The organism is Phycisphaerae bacterium (assembly GCA_018003015.1).
GTDB lineage: Bacteria > Planctomycetota > Phycisphaerae > UBA1845 > PWPN01 > JAGNEZ01.
In genome coordinates this window covers 43,954-64,098 of record JAGNEZ010000020.1, presented here as the reverse complement: position 1 = coordinate 64,098, position 20,145 = coordinate 43,954, and the positions used below count along the sequence as shown (strand labels likewise).

Below are 20,145 nucleotides of genomic sequence, written 5' to 3'. Positions count from 1 at the left end.
CTCAGGGCTTCTCGCCCGTCCGGACCCGCACTCCGCAATCCACGCGCTGATCACCCTCGCTCCCCTCCAGAAGACCGCCATCATCCTGCAGATCCTCGCCGACGCCATAGACAATGTAACCGCCCGGTTCGCGCCTGTAGATCAACGACTTGCCCGTGAACGGATCCGCCGGCAGAGCATCCGCCCAAGCCGGGATTAGCTCCGCCAGCGTCTCGGGCAGCATCCCATGCCTGATAAGATGACGCCGAATCATGATCGCCACAGCCGTGCAGCGCATCTTGGCCAGCGACCGACCGGTCAGCACCACGGATCGTGTCATGCTAGGCACCAGGAGCCGCCCGAGGGTCGAACGAGCAAGGCCAGGCTGACTCATCGCAGTCACGATTTCCGGCCAAGGCTTCCTCGATGCCTGCAGCAGCCTGTCCATATCCTTGAGATAGCCCAGACTCAGCTGCCGCGGAAACGGGTTGAGCCAAGAACCCTCGGGCATCGACGGGGCTATTCCCTCCTCGACAAGCTTGGCCGCAACCTGTTCATCCACGAGGGTCACGAGATCACATCGCATGCCGGCGATCCCATAAACGCGATCGGCCAGAACCATGCGCTCGATCTCGTTGTCCATCCACGACTCCTGCACGGCCCTTTGCAGCCTTGCCAGAGACCCCTCCGACAGCTGAGCCAGATTCAGCACCGCCTGGGCGTCCGTTAGCAGGAGAGACCGACAGGTCACACCCGATACTTGAACGATGACCGTAGGCTGAGTTCGGAGGATGCGCAGAGCGGCGAATGACGAAATGACCACCTCCGCCGCCTGATCCGCTTGCCCTCGCCCCACCGCCTCACGCGTACGAAGCGAAAGCAACTTGAAGGCACTGCGAACCACAGCCAACCGCTCGATGGCTGGCCCCATACCGTACTGCATGTTCAGGTTGAACCGTCCGAACGGCAACGCCGCCCCCTGATCGAACATCTCGAACGCCAGCTTGTTGCGATCCAGGATGTTCCGGGCTTGCGCAAGTTGCTCGGACGACGGCTGGCTGGCCGGCCGGGTCGCCGCGACCCAATAGGGCTCGAGTGCCTCGATGATCCCCGTGGGCCGTACCAGGGCTAGGCCCGCGTTGTAGTACCACGCCGCGTCCTGGTCTTCCTCCGGTTTGGGCAAGCCGGTCTCCAGATCCTTGAAGACCAGCGGTTCGCCAGCATCGCGGATCCGGGTGATCTCGGCCCGCAACTGCCGCGAGACGTACCAGCCCCAAATCACAACGGCCACGAACAGCAGCACACCAACAATCGCGACCCATCGCACCACGCGTCGCCACCATGGCCGCCTGGGCTTCACCGGCACCTTGACCGAGGATTCCATTGTCTGACCGTTCTTCGTCTCAGCCTCGTTCATCGCAATATCCTCAAAGGCCAATCATTCGGCCCTCGCGCCCAACCCCGACGCGGAGGATCGACCCTACGTGGACTCGGCCTGATCCCACATCGCGTGGGTCAAATCCGACCGATCGAACGCGGCGGCGCGTCTTCCGGGATTTCACCGCCCGCAAGTCCTGAACAACCTGATCGGAAGCTCGGCTTTCTCTCCCCGCCCTGCGGCGAGTACGCCTTGTTCGGGCTCCCGCCTTGGTCGCCTGCGGCGAGTACGCCTTGTTCGGGCTCCCGCCTTGGTCGCCTGCGGCGAGTACACCTTGTTCGGGCTCCCGCCTTGGTCGCCTGCGGCGAGTACGCCTTGTTCGGGCTCCCGCCTTGGTCGCCCTCACTCTCACTTCCCCAGCGTTGCCTCCTGCCACGCTGGGGGTTGGCTCGCCAACCGCTGGCGATCAGCCAGCAACGCGAACGCCAGGTACCCCCGCCCCGCTCCGTCGCCGTCCAGTTCCCGGGCCATCTCCTCGGCCTCAGGCGTCCACAACGTCTCCCGGGCATCCAGTACCACCAACGTCTCACGGTCCATTCTTTGCGTATGCCAGCGCAAGCCGACAACCAACAGAATCAGGGCCGCGGCCGCCAGCCACCTGCCGACAAACCGCCGCGGGCGAGCCGGAGCGTCGATGGCCAACACCCTGGCCCGCAAAATCGACGGCGGACCGGCCGGGCGGTATCTGCCCAGCCGGCCCTTCACATCTTCAAAACCCAAATCATCGTCCATGCTCATGTGGGCCCACTCCCATCTCGCTTCAGCAACCCCCGCAACCGTTCCAGTGCGTACCGATAGCGGCTCGCGGCCGTATTCGGGGGAACGCCGATTCGCTCGCCGATCTCGCGAAAGGTCTGCTCCTCGAAGACCTTCAGGTAAACCACCTCGCGCTGCTCTGCGGGCAAAGCTCGAAGGGCCGCCTCGATCTCCTCCCGCTGAGCGACATCGTCCACTTGACCGGAGCAAGACTCCAGCAACGGCGGCAACGGCTCCATAGCCTGGCCCCGCCTCACTCGTCGCAGCATGCTGAAGCATTCGTTCCGCACCGCGACCCGCAGATACGCCTGAGCCTCGCGAATCTCCGGCACGCGCCCGGTCGTTCGCACCAGCTTGAAGAAAGCCTGATGCACGGCATCCTCCGCTCCGGCCAGATCCGCCAGAATCATCAAGGCATACCGATACAGATCCCCCGCGCACCGATCGTAGAGGTCGGCCAGCGCGAGCTGACCATCTCGGGGCTCGGCCGGCGCAGGCTCCTCGGCATCGTCTCGGTGCGGCGGCTTCATTGCATCTCTATGGACTGGACGCTGAACAAGCGACGATTTGTCTACCCATGCTACAAGATTCGCGAACGATGCGAAAACCGGGCGGAAGGACAATCGGGCGGCCGATCGGACGCGGAAGACAGAGCCAGGACGGTCAGCCGAGGGCAGCTGACGGGCTGCCCGACTTTCCTCGTCGGACATGGCCGGGCATAATAGCAGCCCGTCCGACGGACTCGTGCGTAATCAGTCCAGCCCCGAGTGATCGATCGAAGGAGACCCGCGATGCCCCTCAAGATGCTCTCAGCCGTCCAAACCACTTCTTCCACCCGCCGTGCTTTGCTGCGCCAGAGCGGGGTCCTGGCCGGCCTCGCCGGTCTGACCGCTGCAACGGCGGCCCGGGCCGAGGATAGGCCGCTCGGAGCCAACGATCGGATTGGAATCGGCATCATCGGATGCGGCGGACGGGGACGCGATCACCTCAACATCCTCAAAACCATGAAGGACGCCGGGGCCAAGGTCGAGATCGTCGCCGTGAGCGACACGTACCGGCCACGCATGGCCAAGCAGGCCGAGGCCCTCAAGGCCAGAGCTTACTTCGACCACCGCGAGCTCCTGGCCGACAAGTCCGTCGACCTGGTCTGCATCGCCACCCCGGACCACATCCACGGCTACCAGGTCATCGACGCCGTTCGGGCGGGCAAGGACGTCTACTGCGAGAAGCCGGTGACGCATTGGCGGCAGTACGAGCTCACCAAGCGCATGGTGGCCGAGGTCAAGAAGTCCGGGCGGATCTTCCAGCTCGGCTCGCAGGGCATGTCCAACACCGCTTGGCACCAGGCGAAGAAGCTCATCCAGGAAGGCATCATCGGTCAGCCGATCCACGCCGAGTGCGGCTACTTCCGCGTCGGCGACTGGGGTGAGGCGGGCATGCCCATCGATGACCCAAATGTCACGCCCGGCGAGGACCTCAACTGGGACGCGTTCCTGGGCGATGCGAACAAGCGACCGTTCGACGTCAGCCGCTACTTCCGCTGGCGGTTGTACCAGGATTACTCCGGCGGGCCGGCCACGGATCTGTACCCGCACTCCTTCACCCCCGTGGTCTACATGCTCGGCGTCAAGATGCCCTCGACCGTGGTCGGCCTGAGCAGCATCTCACGCTACCACGCCTGCAAGGAACGCGAGGTGCCCGACACGGCCAACATTCTCGCCGAGTATCCGGAGAAGACCACCGTGGCCATCCTCGGTACACAGGGCAACAACTTCCCCGGCGAACCGGAGCTCGGCTCCGTCGGGCGAGCGCCCACCCTCCGCGGCTGGGAGGGTACGATCAGCTTCGACAACCAGTCGATCATCTTCACGCCCGCGGAGGGCTCGAAGAGACAACGCAATCGATGGCCGATCGAACACGGCGAGGACGTCCGCCTGCACTGGCAAAACCTGCTCGACTGCTGCCGGACGCGAACCCAGCCGGCGAGTCCTGTCGACCTGGCCTGGCATACCCAGACCGTCCTGCAGATGGGCATTCTCAGCGCCCGGGCGGGCAAAGCCGCCAAGTTCGACAAGGAGACGGAATCGGTTATCGTGTAGGGCGTGTCCCCACCGACCGCACCGACCAACTGCTGGACGTTCTGCAACGGGATCCTACCCGCTGTCTCGCGGTCCTTCGCGCTGATCATCCCGCAATGTCCCGATCCGATTGACCGCGGACTGTGTGTGGCCTACCTGCTCTGCCGGATCGCCGACACCATTGAGGACGAGGCAGATCTGGCCGCAGAGGCCCGCGACCGGCTGTACGATCTGTTCCTGGCGGCGATGGACCAGCCGGGCGATTCGGCGCGGATCGGGGCCTTCGTGCGGGCCTGGCCCGCGATCCCCGAAGGCGACTGCGGCCGGCTGGTCGCGGGAGCCGAGCATGCGTTGGCCGCCTTCCTGACGCTGCCCGCCGAGTACCACGGTCCGATCCGAACCTGCGTGCGGGACATGATCGCGGGCATGCGCACCGCCTACCCCGTCGAGACGGCCGGCGGCATTCATTTCTTCTGCCGCGATTTCGACGACCTCGATCGATACTGCCATCACGTGGCCGGCGTGGTCGGCATCATGTCCACCGCCCTTTTCGAACTGCGACTGGGTAGGGCCGGATTCGCGGCCACACCGGCATGGCGCGAAGAGGGCCGGCGGCTGGGGCTTGGACTGCAGATGACCAACATCATCAAGGATTGCCGGGTCGATGCCGAGCGCGGGGTCAGTTTCATCCCCTTCTCCTGTCTCGATCCCGAGAAACCGGGATACGAGTTGTCGCCAGAGGGGCGTTCTCGGCTGATCGGGCACGCCATCGGCCATCTCGACGCAGGGCTGGATTACATCAGGGCCATTCCCGGATCCGAAACCGGCCTGCGCGTCTTCCTCCTCGGTTCGCACCTTCCGGCTATCGCCACGCTCGAGCTGGCCGCGGCGGGAAGCGAGTACCACCCGAAAATCGACCGGACCCAGATGCAGGAGATCCTCGCCCTGATCGCCACCGAGGGCACAGACAACGAGCAGGTCACGGCTTGGTACAATAACCACCGTCAGCGGACGCTCCAGGCCGCCGGCTGCGATTGAGTCCCTCCCGGGAATTCGACGATCGACCGGCGAGCAGCCGGTGACACCCGGGTGGCTCGGCACCGGCCGATTCCAGACCTATTGCGGAACCACCGCCTCCGAGGATAATCGCCGCCCATGGTCAGGAAGCCGACAGCTAGGCACAGGGAGGACATCTTCACCCTCCCTTCACCCGACTCGCCGGAGGGCCAGCACTACTCGTTCGTGACCCTGCGGCCCTGGCCGAGCCTGGTCTTCATCCTGCCCATGCTGCTGGCCTTCGAAATCGGCATCTACTTCGCCCAGAACGGGGCTCCGGACGACAAGCCGAAACTGGTGGCCGTGTATCTCATCGAGCGCGTGGTCACGGCGCTGGGGGCGGGCCATTTCGGTTACATCTTTCCCGGCATGGCGGTGGTCGTCATCCTGGTCGCCTGGCACCTGGCCGCCCGGCATCCGTGGCGGTTCGACCCCTTTGTGCTCCCGGGCATGCTCGGTGAGAGCCTGATCTGGACCATTCCGCTGTTCGTGTTCAACCGGGTGGTGCACACCGCTCTGCTCGCCGGCACGCAGCCCCGGGCCCACGACTGGATCGACGAGGCCATCCGTGGCGTCGGAGCAGGACTCTACGAAGAGCTGGTCTTCCGGCTGTTCCTGATCACCGGCCTGGACATCCTCCTGGTCAACGTCTGCAAGCTGAACCGGTCGGCCTCGCTGGTCTTCGCGGTACTGGCATCCTCGGCCCTTTTTGCCGCCCAGCACCATCCCCCGCTCGGGGCCGAGACCTTCGAGATGAGCACCTTCACCTTCCGGACGGCGGCGGGCATCTACCTCGCGGGACTCTTCCTCTATCGCGGCTTCGGCATCGCGGCCGGCTGCCATGTCTTCTACAATGGTATCGTGGTCATCGTGAGCACACTGCGGGGCTGACATGCCGCGAATCAGGATCACGGGAATTGTGGCAACCGCGAACCGGACGCGGCGGGCGCTGAGCCGCCCGGTTACGCCCGCCGAACGCGACCGATTGGCCGGCGATGTGGCTAGATTCCTCCGGGACGTCGAGGCGGTACTCCACGAACATGGCACCACCGTCGACCATCTGGCCGCACCCTCGCAGCGCGCTTACCGATACCTCGCTCAGCTCGACTTCAAGCATGTCCCGGTCGTCGAACCGAGCCCGGCGGGCGGCGCCTCCCGCAAACCCCCGCCCGAGTCGCTGGCCTTTCGGGGTCTGCGGCCGTTCCTCGACCGACTGCTGGACAATGTGGCCCGTTTCGTGCGTCTCGGCCAGGATCGAACCGGAGCGACGCTCAAGGTGGTCCGAGAGACCGCCGCGCGGCTCGATCACTCCATGGCACGCGACGGGGTGACCCCGGAAACCCTGAAGCCAGAAGCCCGTGACCTGGTCGGCTGGTTCCGCTATTTCGCTCGTGAAGAAGCTCTTGGATCTTACGTCCAGGCAGTCCGGCGGGCATCGGTGATCTTCGACCGTCTGCCCTCCGGCAGCACCCGCTGTCGCCGCCCGCTGCTCATCCACTACCGCCCGCTCAAGGGGCTGTACAGATGGCGAGCCTTCCCCGACGGCACGTGGGTCCTTCTGCCCACGCCGATGATCCGTTTCGACGAGGCGACTTTGGACCATCTCGGCCGGGACATCCTCGGCCATCCCTCGAGCCGGGCGGTGGTCATGGACGCCATGCTGGACGAGCCCTACCAGGCCCTGGCCGCCGAACTCGAAGCCGCGGCCGGCACGGTCGAGCACAGTCGAGGCGTCACCTGCGACCTGGCCGACGTCTTCGAGCGGGTCAATCGCCAGTTCTTCGACGGCCGGATGCCGCGTCCCAAACTGGTCTGGAGCCGCACGCTCACCGGGCGGGTCTTCGGCCACTACGACTTCGTTCGCGACACGGTGATGGTCAGCGCCAGCCTGGACCGGGCCGTCGTCCCCGGCTTTGTCATCGAGCACGTCATGCATCACGAGCTGCTGCACAAGAAACACGGGGTGCGCTGGCACGGCCGGCAACGTTACTCCCACACACCCGAGTTCCGCGCCGATGAGCGGCACTTTGGGCGCTGGGAGGAGGCGGACAGAATTCTCCAGGAGATCGCCCAGGGGCGGTGTTGAGTGGCCGCCCCGACATGCCGGACGCAACCGGCTGCTTCCGGCCGGCAGCCCTGGTGACCAGTGCCTGCTTCCACTCTTCCGGGGTGCTTCCGGCGCCGGCCTTGCCTACGGTCTTCATCGATGGGATGCCCACGATCAGCACCGCGGCCCACTTGGCTTTTGTGGCCGGCCTCATCGTAACGATGGGCGCGCTCCGAGGAGTGCAAGTCCCGCCAGGCAACGAACGCCGGCGCGGCAAGCTCATTCAGGAACGGCCTGCCCTCCTGGCTGCACCACCTCCGCAGGGTACAACCCACGTCGCAGCGGGGCTTCGGCCCAGCTCGGCTCGGCGCGTCACTCTTCCCTGGGCGTACCTTGGCCATAGAACCGGCGCCGGTCGGCATCCGTGTCGCGGCGGAGTCGCTCAAGCTGCCGGCCATAAACACCGTCCCGCAGGCTGCGTCGAATCGACTCGCAGAGGCAGTGGACCTCGCCGTTGCCTTCGCACCGCGTATCGAGCTTGCTCAGTCGTTCGTTCATGGAGAAGCCGCTGGTTTCAGCCTTCTGGCTGAACAGCGTGCGGTAGGCCTCGCGCATGGCCTTGATCTGATCGGGTCTGTAGCCCCAGCGGCGCATTCCGGTCTCGTTGAATCCTCGAACCCGCGACGGGTTGCCCTCGACGATCATGAACGGCGGCACGTCAGCCACGATCCGGCTCAGACCGCCGATGTAGGACAGCGTCCCCAAGGTCGTGAAATGGTGTATGCCGACAATCCCACCAATGGTCACGCGGTCCTCGACATGCACGTGCCCGGCCAGCTGAACATAGTTCGAGAAGATGCAGTCGCTGCCGACCCGAGCATCGTGGGCGATGTGCACCCCGACCAGAAAGCGGTTGTGCGAGCCAATCTCGGTCAGCCCCCCGGCAACCTCGGTACCGGCGTGGACGGTGACCTGCTCGCGGAACACGTTGCCGTCCCCGACGACGGTCCGGGTGGGCTCGCCGCGGTACTTGAGATCCTGTGGGGGTTCGCCAATCACCACCCCGGGATAGAACTCATTGTCCTTGCCACAGGTCGTCTGCCCCACGATGGTCACACTGTTGCGAAGCACGCAGCGGTCGCCAAGCACCACGCCTGGCCCGACATAGCAGTGCGGGCCCACGGTGACGCCTCCGCCGAGCCGGGCACCAGGATCTATGAAAGCAGTCGGGTGTATCATCGAGTCACTCGTCTCACAGCGGGTCCGCGTCCACCATCATGAACTTGATGTCCGCCTCCGCGACCAGGTCGTCGTTGACCCTGGCCGTACACGACACATGCCCGGTCCGCGATTTCACTCGGCGGGCCAGAGCCTCCATCACCAACTGGTCGCCGGGCACCACCGGCCGGCGAAACTTGACCCGGTCCAGGCTGAGCAGGACGGCGACCTTGCCGGTGTGCTCCAGCTCGCGGGACAGCAGAATGCCGCCTAACTGGGCCATGGCCTCGATAATCAACACGCCGGGCATGATCGGCTGGCCCGGGTAATGCCCGGTGAAGAACTCCTCGTTGGCGGTGACGTTCTTGATGCCGACCGCCCGCTGGCCCGGTTCCAGCAGCACAACCCGGTCCACCATGAGGAACGGAAACCGATGCGGCAGGATCCTCTGGATCTGGCGGATGTCGAACGCCGGCTCGGAGGACAGCCTCCTCCTGGTCGCAGCCGCTTCCTCCAGTTCCTGCAGCCGCCGGACAAGCTCGTGGTTGAGCGAATGGCCCGATTGGCGAGCGAAGATGCTGCCAACCAGAGGCTTGCCAAAGAGGTACAAGTCTCCGATGAGGTCCAGAATCTTGTGCCGGACACACTCGTTGGCGAACCGCAGCGGATTGTCGATCGGACCATCCGGCCCGAAGACCAGAATCTCCTGGTAGGTCAAATGGCGACCGAGGCCAGCGGCCTGCAGTTGCTCAGCCTCCTGGCGGAGCACGAAAGTCCTGGATCCCGCAATCTGCTCCTCAAACGCCTCCGGCGTCAGCCGCACCTTGAAGATCTGCTGCCCGATCGGACTGTTCGGCCCGTAGTTCAGATCGTAGATGATCTCCAGGGCGTCTTCTTCCTCCGTACCCGGAGCGGCCATGACATAGCCGGGACCGTCCGACACCCGGATCGTCTCCGGAATCCGGTAGACCTCACGCGGCCTGTCCTGCTGAACCAGCCCGGCTTCCTTGATCTTCTCCACAAACGGCAGGCAGCTGCCGTCCAGGCCGGGAACCTCGTTGCCGTTGAGCTCCACGAAGGCGTTGTCCACACCCATGCCGGCCAGGGCAGCCATGCAGTGCTCGATGGTCTCGATCTGGACCGTCCCATTGCGGATCGACGTGCGGCGAAGCCGCTTGGCGACATTGTCAACCCGGGCGGCGATGTGAATGGGAGGATTCTGGTCGTCACGAACAAAGACCACCCCGGTCCCCACGGGCGCGGGTCGGAAGCGCAGCGTGGCCGGCTCGCCGGTGAACAGCCCCCGGCCGGCGATCTCAACCGGACGCTCTATCGTCTGCTGAAGCTTCAAGCTGCTCGATCCGTTGGGTCAGGGCTTTGATCTGCTCGACCATCTGCGGCGCCCGCCGCAGGGCAGCCCGTTCACGAACAAATCGCTCATGGTCGACCGCGGGAATCCCCATGACGCGGGAACCGGCCGGTATGTCCTTTGAAATACAGGCGCAAGCCCCCACTTGCACACCATCGTGCAAGACCACATGGTCCTTCACACCAACCTTCCCCCCGAGCACCACGCCCCGTCCCAACCGTGTGCTGCCGGCAATCCCGCATTGGGCCACCAGAATACACCCGGGACCAACCTGAACATTATGGGCAACCTGCACCAGGTTATCAATCTTAGTGCCCCTCCCCACCCGCGTGTCCCCAAACTTGGCCCGATCAATACAACAATTCGCCCCGATTTCAACATCTGCTTCAATTACGACCCTCCCAATCTGGGGAATCTTCACATGCCGACCACCGGCGTATTGATAGCCAAAGCCGTCCGCCCCGACCGTCGTGTTAGGGTGAACCACCACCCGGTCGCCCAGCTCGCAGCGTTCGCGGATCACCACACCCGGCCAGAGCTCGCAGTCGGAACCCAAGGAGCTATCCGCCCCCACGAAGACGTTGGCATGGAGCACGCTCCGATCGCCGATCACGGCGTTCTCGCCCACGACCACGTTCGGCCCCAACCGAACGTCGCATCCAAGCCTGGCCGAGGGCGCCACCACGGCAGCCGGGTGAGCACCGATCGGAGGACGCGGCACCGGCGGAGCGAAGTGTTCCAGGATCGCTACGATGGCCAAGGCCGGCTGTTCGCACAAGATGGCCGCCATGGGTGTCTCACCGAACCGGGCGTCGACCAGGACGGCACCCGCCCGCGAGGACCTCAGCTTCGCGGCATACTTGTCGTCGGACAGCCAGGTGATGTGCGACACCTGGGCCTCCTCAACGCCGGCCACGCCGGAGATCCGGACACTCGCATCGCCCCGAACCACGCCTTGGACCCACTTGGCGATCTCGGCCAGTGTGTAGGTGCTGCTCATACCGTCGTGCTCTCCATCGATTCGGCGATTGCACTCCGGCCTATCCCGGCTCACATCCCGAACTGGATCGATTTCGCCCCGCCGGATTTGGCGAAGACGTCATTCAGGCTCTTCATGACCTCGTCGGTGATGTCAAGATCCGGACTGGCGTACACCACTTTGCGGTTGAGGATCTGCTTGAGCAGAACCGTCGTGTCGCTGACGCTCTTATCCAGATCCTCCTTGGTGATGATCACGTCGATCCCGTGAGCCCGGGCTACGGCGGCCGTCGTCTGGGTCACCATATCATAGGTCCGCTCGATCCAGCGGCGGTGCTCGTCGGTAAGGCTCTGCTGCTCGGATTCGAGCCAGGCGCGGTACTCGATCATCATCTTCCTCACCTCCCGGACACGGCGCTGATAGTCGGCGCTGTCCGGAGCGAAGGTCTGCAGCGTCTTCTTCTCGGTGTCAATCTTGTCCTCGCGCTGCACCTTCTCCTCACCCAGCTTGGCCTTGTACTTGTCGATCTCGGCATTGAGAACCTTGGTCTGCTCGAACTCGTTGAACACCTTCACCAAGTCTAGCACCCCGACTCGCGTGGCCCCCTTGCCAGCCGCGGACGGCGCCGCCTTGTTGTCAGCGGCGGCCAGGCTCCATACGATCGCGGCGGTTAATACGACGGCCATAAGACTAATTCCCGTCTTCATATTCATTCTCCGTTTTACAGGCTGTCCGATCATCGCCAAACCGAGATTAGACCCGGCTTTGCGCCGTCCCGCAAGCCGAGCCCGCCACCGGCCGAGTTGTCCCACCCGCAATCGACTCTGCCGGAGAAGACGTGGACTCCGCGCCCTTGACGATCGGTCGCCAGCGCGGATAACCCCACCCCCGGCGGCGATATGCGGCCTCCAGTCGCTTTTGACCCCGGAAATGGCAAAAAGTACTAATCGGCCCGGCGAATGACCAGCCGCAACCGCACGCGCCTCCGGCGATGAGCCGGCCGCCGGCGACTCGAGGCCAAAAAACCGGCCCCGTCCGGCGAATGACACCCCCCTCGCGGTCACGATCGGCAGCAACCGCGCCGCCGGCTGGCCCGGCATCGGCATCGGATCGAGCCGGAGACAGGCGAAATCGCCGTCCCCGGAACGGGCCGTCGAAGGCGAATCACACCCTCCGCCCCTATCGGCGGCCTTGGCGAGCCTCCTCCTCATGCAGCCAGGCGATGGTCCTCTTCACGCCTTCCTCGTAGGACACCGTGGATTTCCAGCCCAGGTCTTGGCGAGCCTTCTCAGCACTGAAGTAACACCGCCGACCCATGAGCCACACGGCGTAACGCGTGATCATCGGTGGCTTCTTGATGCCGAACAGGTGCCAGATACACTCCAGCATGAAGGCCACGTTGTAGGCCACGGCGTAGGGAACATGGCGGGTGACGGGCGGAGCACCCAGTGCGGCTGCCAGAGCATTCATCCATTGCTTCTGCCGCATCTCACCGTCGCTGCAGGCGTTGTAGGCCTGGCCCAGCGCCCTCGGCGACTCGGCTGCCAGGATGGAACACTCCGCCACGTTGCCGGCGTAGACCACGTTGAGCCGATTCTCACCATCACCGAGGATTTTGGCCTTGCCCTCCCGGAGCATGCGCGACAGCCGGAAGATCGTGGCCCGATCGCGAGGGCCGTAAAGCCAACTCGGGCGGATCACGGTCAGCTTCAGTTTGCCGGCCGCGTGCAGGGCCCAGAGCATCTTCTCGGCTTCCACCTTGGCCCGGCTGTAGTAGCTCCACTTATGCAGATTCTCTCCCAGCGGGGCGGTCTCGTCGAACACCAGACCCTCGCCGTTCGGATGGCCATAGGCACTGATCGAGCTGATGTGCAGGAACCGTTCGCAGCCGGAGGCGATGGCGACCGCGGCCAGACTGCGGGTCCCCTCGATGGTCACCCGGACGAAGTCCTCCCAGGGGCCCCAGTCGCCTACCCTGGCGGCCGCATGGTAGACAATTCTGACCCCATCAATGGCTTTTTTGAGAACCTGGGGGTCACAGAGATCACCCTCGACGAACTCGACCCCCTGGGTCTTGAGCCACGCCACATCGCTGCCCCGGCGGACGAGGACCCGCACCGGCTGCCCACGCAGACGCAGCTGCTCGACGATATGGCTTCCCAGCAGACCTGTAGCCCCTGTCACGAAATTCATGACCAATGGTCCCCTTTCTTGAGGGAGGTAGGGTACGTGGCTGGCTCCGGAGCGTCAAGAAAGCCGCGGGGATCCGAACCGCAGGTGCCCCGGCGTGCCGCCCGGCGAGCTCACGCCCTGCCCGGTGACGCCGGTGGAGTGAGATACGGGAAGATCGCAGCCTGGAGACGGAACCGCGCCCCGGGCTGGTCGGCCGGATACCCATCGCCAGATGGTCATGAACCGCCTATCCAACAACTTTCACGTAGACGGCCTTGTCATCTCCGATGGCGTAGAAGTCCTTGAGCGTCGCTTCCCGGATGTACGCACAGTGTTCATAGAATGCTCGCGTGGAATGGTACAGCGGTCGTCCGGAGGTCTCGACGTAGATTCGTCGGCCGCCGGCTTCCACGATCCGCCGTTCGGAGAGCCCCAAGAGCCTCCTGCCCAGCCCATGGCCTTGGCAGTCGGGACGTACGGCGATCCAGAACAGGTCATAGCTGTGCGCGGTGCAGGCGATGGGGCCATAGCAGGAGTAACCGGCGACTTCTCCGGCCAGTTCGGCAAACACGAAGAAGTACCCGCTCGCCGGGCCGCGGCGAAGACGCTCCTCGACCAGTTCGGCGGCCACGTCTGCCTCGTGCTGGTAGAACATCTTGGTGGCCATCACGATCTCGCGAACGACAGCGATGTCGGATTCGCGCACGTCTTCACGAAACACCAGTGTCTCCATGCTCAATGCCGGCCGACTCCTTCCTCCACAATCCGCTGAATCGCACCAACAAAGCCCAGGCCCGCACGGTCGGCCGCCGCGATGAACCCCGCGTCCGGCGACAGACAAGGGTTGGAGTTCAACTCCAGGACCCAAGGGTTGCCAACTCGGTCGACCCGGAAGTCCACCCGGGCGTACCCGGTCAACCCAAAGACCACCCAACACTGCCGGGCCAAGCCTGCCAGTTCTCCCAACAGGCCACGGTCTGATGCCGGAAACTCGAAACACCGGGGCGTATGGTGAAACTCATGTGATCGCTCGTCCCACTTGGCCTGGTAATTCACGATCCGAGGCTTGCCCGGGGCAAAGTCCACAAAGTGGATCTCGGCCGGCGGCAGAACATCGACCTCGCCGCCTCGGCCCAACAGCGACAGGTTGAACTCCCGACCGTCAATGTAGCTCTCCGCGAAGGCCTCGCCGCCGAGCCGACCCAGACGCCCCACCATCTCCTGACGCAGTGCGGCCGGGCTTGCGGGAGTCATGATCGAACCGTCGTCGATTCCGATGGAGGCGTCTTCCCATACCGACTTGATGATGAACGAGCCGCTCAGGGGCTCGCTCCGCTCCAGCAGTGTCTCGGGGGTGAACCATGCCGGCGTCGGAATGCCATGCCCCTCCAGAATCTTCTTACTGAGAACTTTGCTCGATGTGGAGAACATGGCATCCGTCCCCGCTCCGGTGTACGCGATGCCCAGCCCGTCGAGCAATGCCGGAGCCAGGTAGGTCAGCCGCCCTGTTCCTCCGGCCGTCTCAACCAGGTTGAAGACCAGATCCGGCTTGGCTTGGCGGATCGCTTGCTCGACGAGCTTCAGATCGAGGGTGAAAGGCAGCCGACGCGTCTGGTGGCCTAGTTGTACCAGGGCGGCACTGATCGCCTCAGCCTGAACCAGGTTGTCCAGCTCGTCCAAAGGCGCGTCGGCGGGTACGTCGTCGTGGAGGATCAGGACTTGCATGCAGCCGACGTCCCCTGGCGTTTCCGCGCCGATGCCACGATCCGACCGATCAACTCGACATAGGGGATACCGACCGCCGTGGCCAGGATGGGTAGGTCGGAATGCTCGGGGTGCAGGCCGGGCAGCGGATTGACTTCCATGACGAACATGCGCCCGTTCTCATCCGCCCGCAAGTCCACCCGCCCCCCGTCCCGGCAATCCAAGCTCCTCCAGGTCGCCAAGGCAAGCTCCTCCGCCACCCTCGCCGACGCGGCATCCGCGAGGGGGTATTCAACCCGCTCCTCGCACTGCTCCTTGTTGACATAGGTGTATGCGTTGGCCTCGGCGTTCTTGTTCAAAATGACCTCGAGGGTCCCGATGGCTGCAGCGTCGTTACCGGTGCCGGTAATGCCCACAGTGAACTCGCGTCCACCCAGAAACGGTTCGACCAGGACGGGCTGCCGACACGCCTTCAGGATGCGCACGCACTCCCGCTCCAACTCGGATCGTGACGTCACCCGAGATCGCGGGGTGATGCCCTTGGCCGTACCCTCCGCAACCGGCTTCACAAACAGCGGGAACGGCAGGTCAACCCCGGCTACATCCGCCTCCTGTTCAACCAGCCTGAAGTCCGTCGTGCTCACTCCCAGATCACGCAGAACCCGCTTGGTGAGCCCCTTATGGAGAGAGAGGGCCAGCACCAGTGGATCGCTGAACGTGTACGGAATGTCAAACGCCTCCAGCAGGGCCGGCACCTGAGCCTCCCGGCCGTATCCGCGAAGACCCTCCGCGATGTTGAAAACCATGTCCCAGCGGTCGCCTTGGGCGAGTCGCGCGGTCAGGCTGCGAATGTTGCCGATCCTGTCGGGCTGGTGCCCAAGCTGGGAAAGCGCCTCGGCCAGAGCATCGATCGTGTCCGGCCGGTCAAACTCCGCGGTCTCTTCTTCGCCGTAGCCGGCCGCCAGGTAATCAGCTCGCAAGTCGTAGGTCAGTCCCACGTTCATCGCAGGCTTTGCCAAGTCAAAACTCCGTGTACACCCCCAGGTCTTTCGGTGTGTCTGCTGATGCGTTGAGTATCAACCTCGGCGAGCAGGATGGCCCGATCCCGACCACAGGTCCGCCCAAGGCGCACACATTCCGCACCACCCCAGACACGGGGCTCGACGTCGCCGTCCCCGCCGGGCGGGGCTTGAATCCCTTCCACGAGTGTTAGCGGCCCCGGTTCTCCGGAAGGGGATCCGGGTAGCGGAAGATCCTGCCCTCGTAGTTGCGAAGCAGGACGAAATCGCCGTCACGCCCGACCATCGGCTCAGGAATCAGCGGAATCTTGCCGCCGCCGCCAGGGGCGTCGATGACGAAATTGGGCACGGCGTAGCCGGTCGTATGCCCTCGGAGGCCGCTGATCATCTCCAGCCCCTTCTCGACCGAGGTTCGGAAGTGGCTCGAGCCCGAAATCGGATCGCACTGGTACAGGTAGTACGGCCGAACACGGATCCTCAGCAGCCCGTGAACAAGCTGCTTCATGGTCTCGACCTTGTCGTTGATCCCGCGAAGCAACACCGTCTGGCTACCCAGGGGAATGCCGGCATCGGCCAGTCGTCCACATGCCCGCCCCACTTCCGGCGTGATCTCCACCGGGTGCATGAAATGAATGCTCATCCACAGCGGGTGATACCGCCGGAGCATCCGGGTCAGGGCCGGCGTGATCCGTTGAGGCAGGACGACCGGCACCTTCGTCCCGATCCGGATGAACTCGACGTGGGGAATGGCCTGCAGCTTCGACAGGATCCACTCCAACCGATCGTCGCTCATGGTCAACGGGTCACCGCCGGACAACAGGACATCCCGGATCTCAGGGTGGGCACCGATGTAGTCGACCGCCCTCTGATACTGCTTGTAGTTGAAGTGGTACTCGCCGGAATGCCCAACCATGCGCGCCCGGGTGCAGTACCGGCAGTAGGTAGCACAGAAATTCGTCACCAGGAACAGAACCCGGTCGGGATAGCGGTGAACCAAACCGGGCACCGGGCTGTGGCCGTCCTCGCCCAGTGGATCATCGGCCTCACCCACCGTCCGGGCGAACTCCCCGGACACGGGTATCATGGCTCGCCGGGTCGGATGGCTGGAATCATCATGCCCCATGTGCGACGCATAGTAGGGCGTGATGCCGACCGGCAGTCGCCCGCCGAGGCGAAGGACCGTCTCGCGCTCGTCATCGGAGAGCCTGAAGACACGCTCCAGGCCGGCCAGATCGCGAAGACGATTCCGAAGCTGCCATTGCCAATCGTTCCAGTCGGCAGCTGTGGCGTCCGGAAAGAACCGCCGACAGAACGCATTGGTGCGAGAACCAATAGGGGGAAGGGTTGTTGTGCCCCGGGGAGCCTGTTCACCCCGAGTCCGCGACCTCCGCCTGGTGATGTCACCCCCCCCTGTGAGGAGCGGCGGATCAATCGCGACAGGATTAGGATTGATGTCTAGTACAGGTAGGCTGACAGATCCGCGGCGTTCACCGTCGGGCTCCGAGTCGGAGCCCATAGACTGCTCGTCCATTGGACCAAGGTACCTCGTACGGGTCGGGGCCGAGTCTCTCCGAAACATACGGAGAACTGCAACCAATCACGCGACGCGGCCACGCCAAACCCGCGTTTCCTTCTAGATTATGAGAATTAGCTCAGGATCGACAAAAGTCAAGAGAAATGTTGAGAAACGGTGGATAAAAATGTGCAGAATCTGTGGATGAGCCCGGTCGTTCTTCGCCGCGCGAGCCTCATGCATCGACACGTGTCGAATTGCCAGCTCCCCGGAGCAATCAGCCTACCCATCCGTCGTCGCCGGGCATCGAAAACGAACCCACCGGGGGCAACCACCGGGGCACGAACCGATTGACAGGCCGCGGGCACGACAGTAGCCTCACCATCCCCTGAACCCTCGGTTGGCGTGGGAGGTCCTGCTGATGTTCGGCCTGTTTCCCCGGGATACCGGTTTCTACGAACTCTTCGACGAGGGCGCTGCCACGCTGGAGCGCGCCGCCAGAGCGTTCAAGGAACTGGTCGCGGACTACGGCCGGGCCAAGGACCATCTCAACGAGATCCGCCAGATCGAACACGACGGCGACAGCGTGGCCCGACGCACCTTCCTCAAGCTCGACACGACCTTCATCACCCCGTTTGACCGAGAGGACATCCAGGCCCTCGTCAACCAGATCGACAACATCATCGACGCCATCGACGCCGCAGCCCAGAGGATGCTGCTTTTCAAGATCGCCCGGCCACCGGATGCCATCGTCAAGCAGTCGGACGTCCTGCTGAAGGCCTGTGTCCACATCCGCCAGGCGATGACCCGTCTCCGCCAGATGAGACGGCCCGAGGAGATCCGGAATCATCTCCTGGAGATCCACCACCTCGAGAACGTCGGCGACGACACGAATCACGAGGCCCTGGCCGCCCTGTTCACCAGCGACCCTCCCATGAACCCCCTCGAGGTCATGAAACTGAAGGAGCTTTACGACCTGACCGAGGCCGCCATTGACGGTTGTGAGGACGCGGCGAATACCATCGAACGCGTCATCCTGAAGAACATGTGACCGGCCCTGCGCCTCGCGCACCCCCTCCGCGGATGGGGGTCGCCCGATTCGACGGCCCCGGACAAGAGGTGACTCATGCATCGTCTCGCGGTTCTCTTGGCTCCGTTTCTCTTCGCCGCCCCATGGACCCTCGCCGAGCAAGCGGCTTCCCTTCCGGCGAGGCCCGAGGCCCAGGCCGCCAACCGTCAGTTTCTGGCCCACATTGCCATCCAAGGGACCACGCTGATGGTCAGACCGGGCGTCTACCGCATCGCGGGCCGGGAACTCCGCATCGAGCAGGCGGCCTCCCTGGCGATCGAACCGGCGGACCTGGTCGCCGTCGAGAACGAGCCGCTCAAGTTATCGCCCGACAGGCCAAACGCGTGGGCGGCGGGTACCCCTTTGCGCGGCGTTCGAACAGCCGGCGTCAATGCGTCCGGCTCCCTGGCACCGGGATCCCTGGTCATTCGCAAGTCGCCGGGGGGCGAACCGCTGACCGAGGGCAAGGACTACCTGGTCGGCACCGAGTTCGGCATGGTTGGCATCGGCCCGGAGTCGCGGGTGTCACCGAACGACACAGTCTTCGCCTCCTACCGATGCAGCCTCCGTCGGATCGACTCGGTCTTCATCGATACCTTGGGACGACCATCGCTGATCCGTGGCCGGCCGGATATCTCCGTACCGGTCCCCCCCGAGCCGGCCTGGTCGGGTCAGCGGCTATTCAACGTCTACCGTCCCTATCACGCCCAGGAACTGACCGACGAGCACCTCTTCCCGCTGCTCGAAGCTCCCGACCTGGCCGTGACCAGGAGCGCTCCCGGCCGGCTCCCCAAGGCCCTTCAGAAGATCAAGGCGGGCAAGCCGCTGACCATCGTCTGTTGGGGCGACTCGGTCACCACCGGCGGCGACGTGAGTCGCGGCTCGATGCGCTACGTCGAGCAATTCCGGCGAATGCTGATCGACGGCCTGCCCAATCCCTGCCTGCCCGTCAACGTGGTCAACATCAGCTACGGCGGCACCACCTCCCGGCAATGGCTTCGCATGGAGCCCTTCACCGACGAGTGGTTCAGAAACCCGGGCGCCTGCCCCGCGGACGAGGTGACCTTCGAGCGGATCATCGCTCTCAAGCCCGACGTGCTGACCATGGAGTTCGTCAACGACGCCTCCATGGACGAAGCCGCCGTCGAGCAAACCTACAACGAGATCCTGAAGCGGGTCAGGCCGTTCGGCACGGAGCTTGTCCTGATCACGCCGCACTTCACCGCCGCCCACTGGATGGGCTTCAGGTCCCTCCGGGAGGATGAGAACCGCGGTTACGTCCAGGCTCTCTACCGCTTCGCGGAGAAGCACAACCTGGCGGTGGCCGACGCCAGCGCCCGATGGGCTCACCTGTGGAAGGAGGGCGTGCCGTATCCGACCCTGCTGGTCAACACGCTCAACCATCCCGACGACCGTGGGCATCGCCTCTTCGCGGAAGAGATGATCAAGTGCTTCCGTTGAAAGCCAGGACGCGAACCGTGCCCCGGCCGGACTGGAGCACCTCTTCACCCCCCTGCCCAGGCCGGCTGTTCTCTGGTCGAACAAGAAAGCAGCCCTGCTGAGCCCCGCCGACGCCCGCGCCGCCACCACCCAGACGCCGTCTGCCGGCCATCCCCCGCCGCCGAGAAAGGACCTCAATCCGGAAAGCGGCATTCGTCCCCAGCCGAGCCCCCGGACCGCGACCGTCGCCGCCGAACTGGTCCGCCGCCACCTCGCCCTTCTCCCCGAGCAGCGGATCCTCGATCGGT

At 64.4% G+C, this 20,145-nt stretch carries 18 protein-coding genes; 6 read left to right on the top strand and 12 right to left on the bottom strand.

All coding sequences use genetic code 11. The annotated features are described in order from the left end of the window. Position 1 precedes the first annotated feature (1 nt). The 3 genes from KA354_11125 to KA354_11115 form a co-directional block, all read right to left on the bottom strand. A complete protein-coding gene (locus tag KA354_11125; protein ID MBP7935188.1) occupies positions 2-1,396 on the bottom strand; it encodes a hypothetical protein in 1,395 nt (464 codons plus the stop codon). A gap of 369 nt (positions 1,397-1,765) precedes the next feature. Continuing rightward, a complete protein-coding gene (locus KA354_11120) occupies positions 1,766-2,155 on the bottom strand; it encodes a hypothetical protein (protein ID MBP7935187.1) in 390 nt (129 codons plus the stop codon). Then, positions 2,152-2,703, bottom strand: coding sequence for a sigma-70 family RNA polymerase sigma factor (locus tag KA354_11115; GenBank protein MBP7935186.1), 552 nt, complete (start codon positions 2,701-2,703; stop codon positions 2,152-2,154). Before KA354_11115 ends, KA354_11120 begins: the two co-directional genes overlap by 4 nt. A gap of 261 nt (positions 2,704-2,964) precedes the next feature. On the opposite strand from KA354_11115, the gene KA354_11110 reads away from it, so the two are divergent. The 4 genes from KA354_11110 to KA354_11095 all read left to right on the top strand — a co-directional run bounded on the left by KA354_11110 (position 2,965) and on the right by KA354_11095 (position 7,393). Further along, the gene (locus tag KA354_11110; protein ID MBP7935185.1) at positions 2,965-4,272 is read left to right on the top strand and encodes a Gfo/Idh/MocA family oxidoreductase; all 1,308 of its coding nucleotides are present in this window, start codon (positions 2,965-2,967) and stop codon (positions 4,270-4,272) included. Between the two features lie 3 nt (positions 4,273-4,275). Further along, the gene (locus KA354_11105; GenBank protein MBP7935184.1) at positions 4,276-5,289 is read left to right on the top strand and encodes a squalene/phytoene synthase family protein; all 1,014 of its coding nucleotides are present in this window, start codon (positions 4,276-4,278) and stop codon (positions 5,287-5,289) included. Positions 5,290-5,406: 117 nt separating this feature from the next. Next, positions 5,407-6,198: a CPBP family intramembrane metalloprotease gene (locus KA354_11100; protein ID MBP7935183.1), complete on the top strand. Its 792-nt coding sequence runs from the start codon at positions 5,407-5,409 to the stop codon at positions 6,196-6,198. A 28-nt stretch (positions 6,199-6,226) separates the two neighbouring features. Continuing rightward, entirely contained in the window at positions 6,227-7,393 is a 1,167-nt protein-coding gene (locus tag KA354_11095; protein MBP7935182.1) for a hypothetical protein, read from the top strand. 333 nt (positions 7,394-7,726) lie between these two features. Here KA354_11095 and lpxA read toward each other — a convergent pair whose 3' ends face one another. The 9 genes from lpxA to KA354_11050 form a co-directional block, all read right to left on the bottom strand. Further along, positions 7,727-8,593 carry an acyl-ACP--UDP-N-acetylglucosamine O-acyltransferase gene (gene lpxA / locus KA354_11090; protein MBP7935181.1) on the bottom strand — a complete coding sequence of 289 codons (867 nt, stop codon included), beginning with the start codon at positions 8,591-8,593 and terminating at the stop codon, positions 7,727-7,729. Between the two features lie 13 nt (positions 8,594-8,606). Next, positions 8,607-9,923 carry a UDP-3-O-[3-hydroxymyristoyl] N-acetylglucosamine deacetylase gene (gene lpxC, locus KA354_11085; GenBank protein MBP7935180.1) on the bottom strand — a complete coding sequence of 439 codons (1,317 nt, stop codon included), beginning with the start codon at positions 9,921-9,923 and terminating at the stop codon, positions 8,607-8,609. Beyond that, complete coding sequence (gene lpxD, locus KA354_11080) at positions 9,889-10,941, bottom strand: UDP-3-O-(3-hydroxymyristoyl)glucosamine N-acyltransferase (GenBank protein MBP7935179.1); 1,053 nt, start codon at positions 10,939-10,941, stop codon at positions 9,889-9,891. The genes lpxC and lpxD overlap by 35 nt, the downstream gene beginning before the upstream one ends. 50 nt (positions 10,942-10,991) lie before the next feature. Further along, on the bottom strand, positions 10,992-11,627 hold the full coding sequence (locus KA354_11075; protein ID MBP7935178.1) for an OmpH family outer membrane protein: 636 nt from the start codon (positions 11,625-11,627) through the stop codon (positions 10,992-10,994). Positions 11,628-12,099: 472 nt separating this feature from the next. Continuing rightward, on the bottom strand, positions 12,100-13,113 hold the full coding sequence (locus KA354_11070; GenBank protein MBP7935177.1) for an NAD-dependent epimerase/dehydratase family protein: 1,014 nt from the start codon (positions 13,111-13,113) through the stop codon (positions 12,100-12,102). A gap of 226 nt (positions 13,114-13,339) precedes the next feature. After that, positions 13,340-13,825 (bottom strand): GNAT family N-acetyltransferase, encoded by a 486-nt coding sequence (locus tag KA354_11065; GenBank protein MBP7935176.1) that lies wholly within the window; start codon positions 13,823-13,825, stop codon positions 13,340-13,342. A gap of 2 nt (positions 13,826-13,827) precedes the next feature. Continuing rightward, positions 13,828-14,817 (bottom strand): D-alanine--D-alanine ligase, encoded by a 990-nt coding sequence (locus tag KA354_11060; GenBank protein ID MBP7935175.1) that lies wholly within the window; start codon positions 14,815-14,817, stop codon positions 13,828-13,830. Beyond that, positions 14,805-15,800 carry a D-alanine--D-alanine ligase gene (locus KA354_11055; protein ID MBP7935174.1) on the bottom strand — a complete coding sequence of 332 codons (996 nt, stop codon included), beginning with the start codon at positions 15,798-15,800 and terminating at the stop codon, positions 14,805-14,807. Before KA354_11055 ends, KA354_11060 begins: the two co-directional genes overlap by 13 nt. Before the next feature lie 205 nt (positions 15,801-16,005). Next, the gene (locus tag KA354_11050; GenBank protein MBP7935173.1) at positions 16,006-17,331 is read right to left on the bottom strand and encodes a KamA family radical SAM protein; all 1,326 of its coding nucleotides are present in this window, start codon (positions 17,329-17,331) and stop codon (positions 16,006-16,008) included. Between the two features lie 418 nt (positions 17,332-17,749). Here KA354_11050 and KA354_11045 point away from each other — a divergent pair, with 418 nt between their 5' ends. Together KA354_11045 and KA354_11040 are read left to right on the top strand one after the other, a co-directional pair. Next, positions 17,750-18,379, top strand: coding sequence for a DUF47 domain-containing protein (locus KA354_11045; GenBank protein ID MBP7935172.1), 630 nt, complete (start codon positions 17,750-17,752; stop codon positions 18,377-18,379). Between the two features lie 75 nt (positions 18,380-18,454). Continuing rightward, the gene (locus KA354_11040; protein MBP7935171.1) at positions 18,455-19,858 is read left to right on the top strand and encodes an SGNH/GDSL hydrolase family protein; all 1,404 of its coding nucleotides are present in this window, start codon (positions 18,455-18,457) and stop codon (positions 19,856-19,858) included. Positions 19,859-20,145 lie beyond the last annotated feature (287 nt).

Bases quoted from the DNA above. Each gene is read 5' to 3' on its own strand.
- KA354_11125 (MBP7935188.1), bottom strand. From the start codon at position 1,396: ATGAACGAGGCTGAGACGAAGAACGGTCAGACAATGGAATCCTCGGTC.
- KA354_11120 (MBP7935187.1), bottom strand. From the start codon at position 2,155: ATGAGCATGGACGATGATTTGGGTTTTGAAGATGTGAAGGGCCGGCTG.
- KA354_11115 (MBP7935186.1), bottom strand. From the start codon at position 2,703: ATGAAGCCGCCGCACCGAGACGATGCCGAGGAGCCTGCGCCGGCCGAG.
- KA354_11110 (MBP7935185.1), top strand. From the start codon at position 2,965: ATGCCCCTCAAGATGCTCTCAGCCGTCCAAACCACTTCTTCCACCCGC.
- KA354_11100 (MBP7935183.1), top strand. From the start codon at position 5,407: ATGGTCAGGAAGCCGACAGCTAGGCACAGGGAGGACATCTTCACCCTC.
- lpxA (MBP7935181.1), bottom strand. From the start codon at position 8,593: ATGATACACCCGACTGCTTTCATAGATCCTGGTGCCCGGCTCGGCGGA.
- lpxD (MBP7935179.1), bottom strand. From the start codon at position 10,941: ATGAGCAGCACCTACACACTGGCCGAGATCGCCAAGTGGGTCCAAGGC.
- KA354_11075 (MBP7935178.1), bottom strand. From the start codon at position 11,627: ATGAAGACGGGAATTAGTCTTATGGCCGTCGTATTAACCGCCGCGATC.
- KA354_11070 (MBP7935177.1), bottom strand. From the start codon at position 13,113: ATGAATTTCGTGACAGGGGCTACAGGTCTGCTGGGAAGCCATATCGTC.
- KA354_11065 (MBP7935176.1), bottom strand. From the start codon at position 13,825: ATGGAGACACTGGTGTTTCGTGAAGACGTGCGCGAATCCGACATCGCT.
- KA354_11060 (MBP7935175.1), bottom strand. From the start codon at position 14,817: ATGCAAGTCCTGATCCTCCACGACGACGTACCCGCCGACGCGCCTTTG.
- KA354_11055 (MBP7935174.1), bottom strand. From the start codon at position 15,800: ATGAACGTGGGACTGACCTACGACTTGCGAGCTGATTACCTGGCGGCC.
- KA354_11050 (MBP7935173.1), bottom strand. From the start codon at position 17,331: ATGGGCTCCGACTCGGAGCCCGACGGTGAACGCCGCGGATCTGTCAGC.
- KA354_11045 (MBP7935172.1), top strand. From the start codon at position 17,750: ATGTTCGGCCTGTTTCCCCGGGATACCGGTTTCTACGAACTCTTCGAC.
- KA354_11040 (MBP7935171.1), top strand. From the start codon at position 18,455: ATGCATCGTCTCGCGGTTCTCTTGGCTCCGTTTCTCTTCGCCGCCCCA.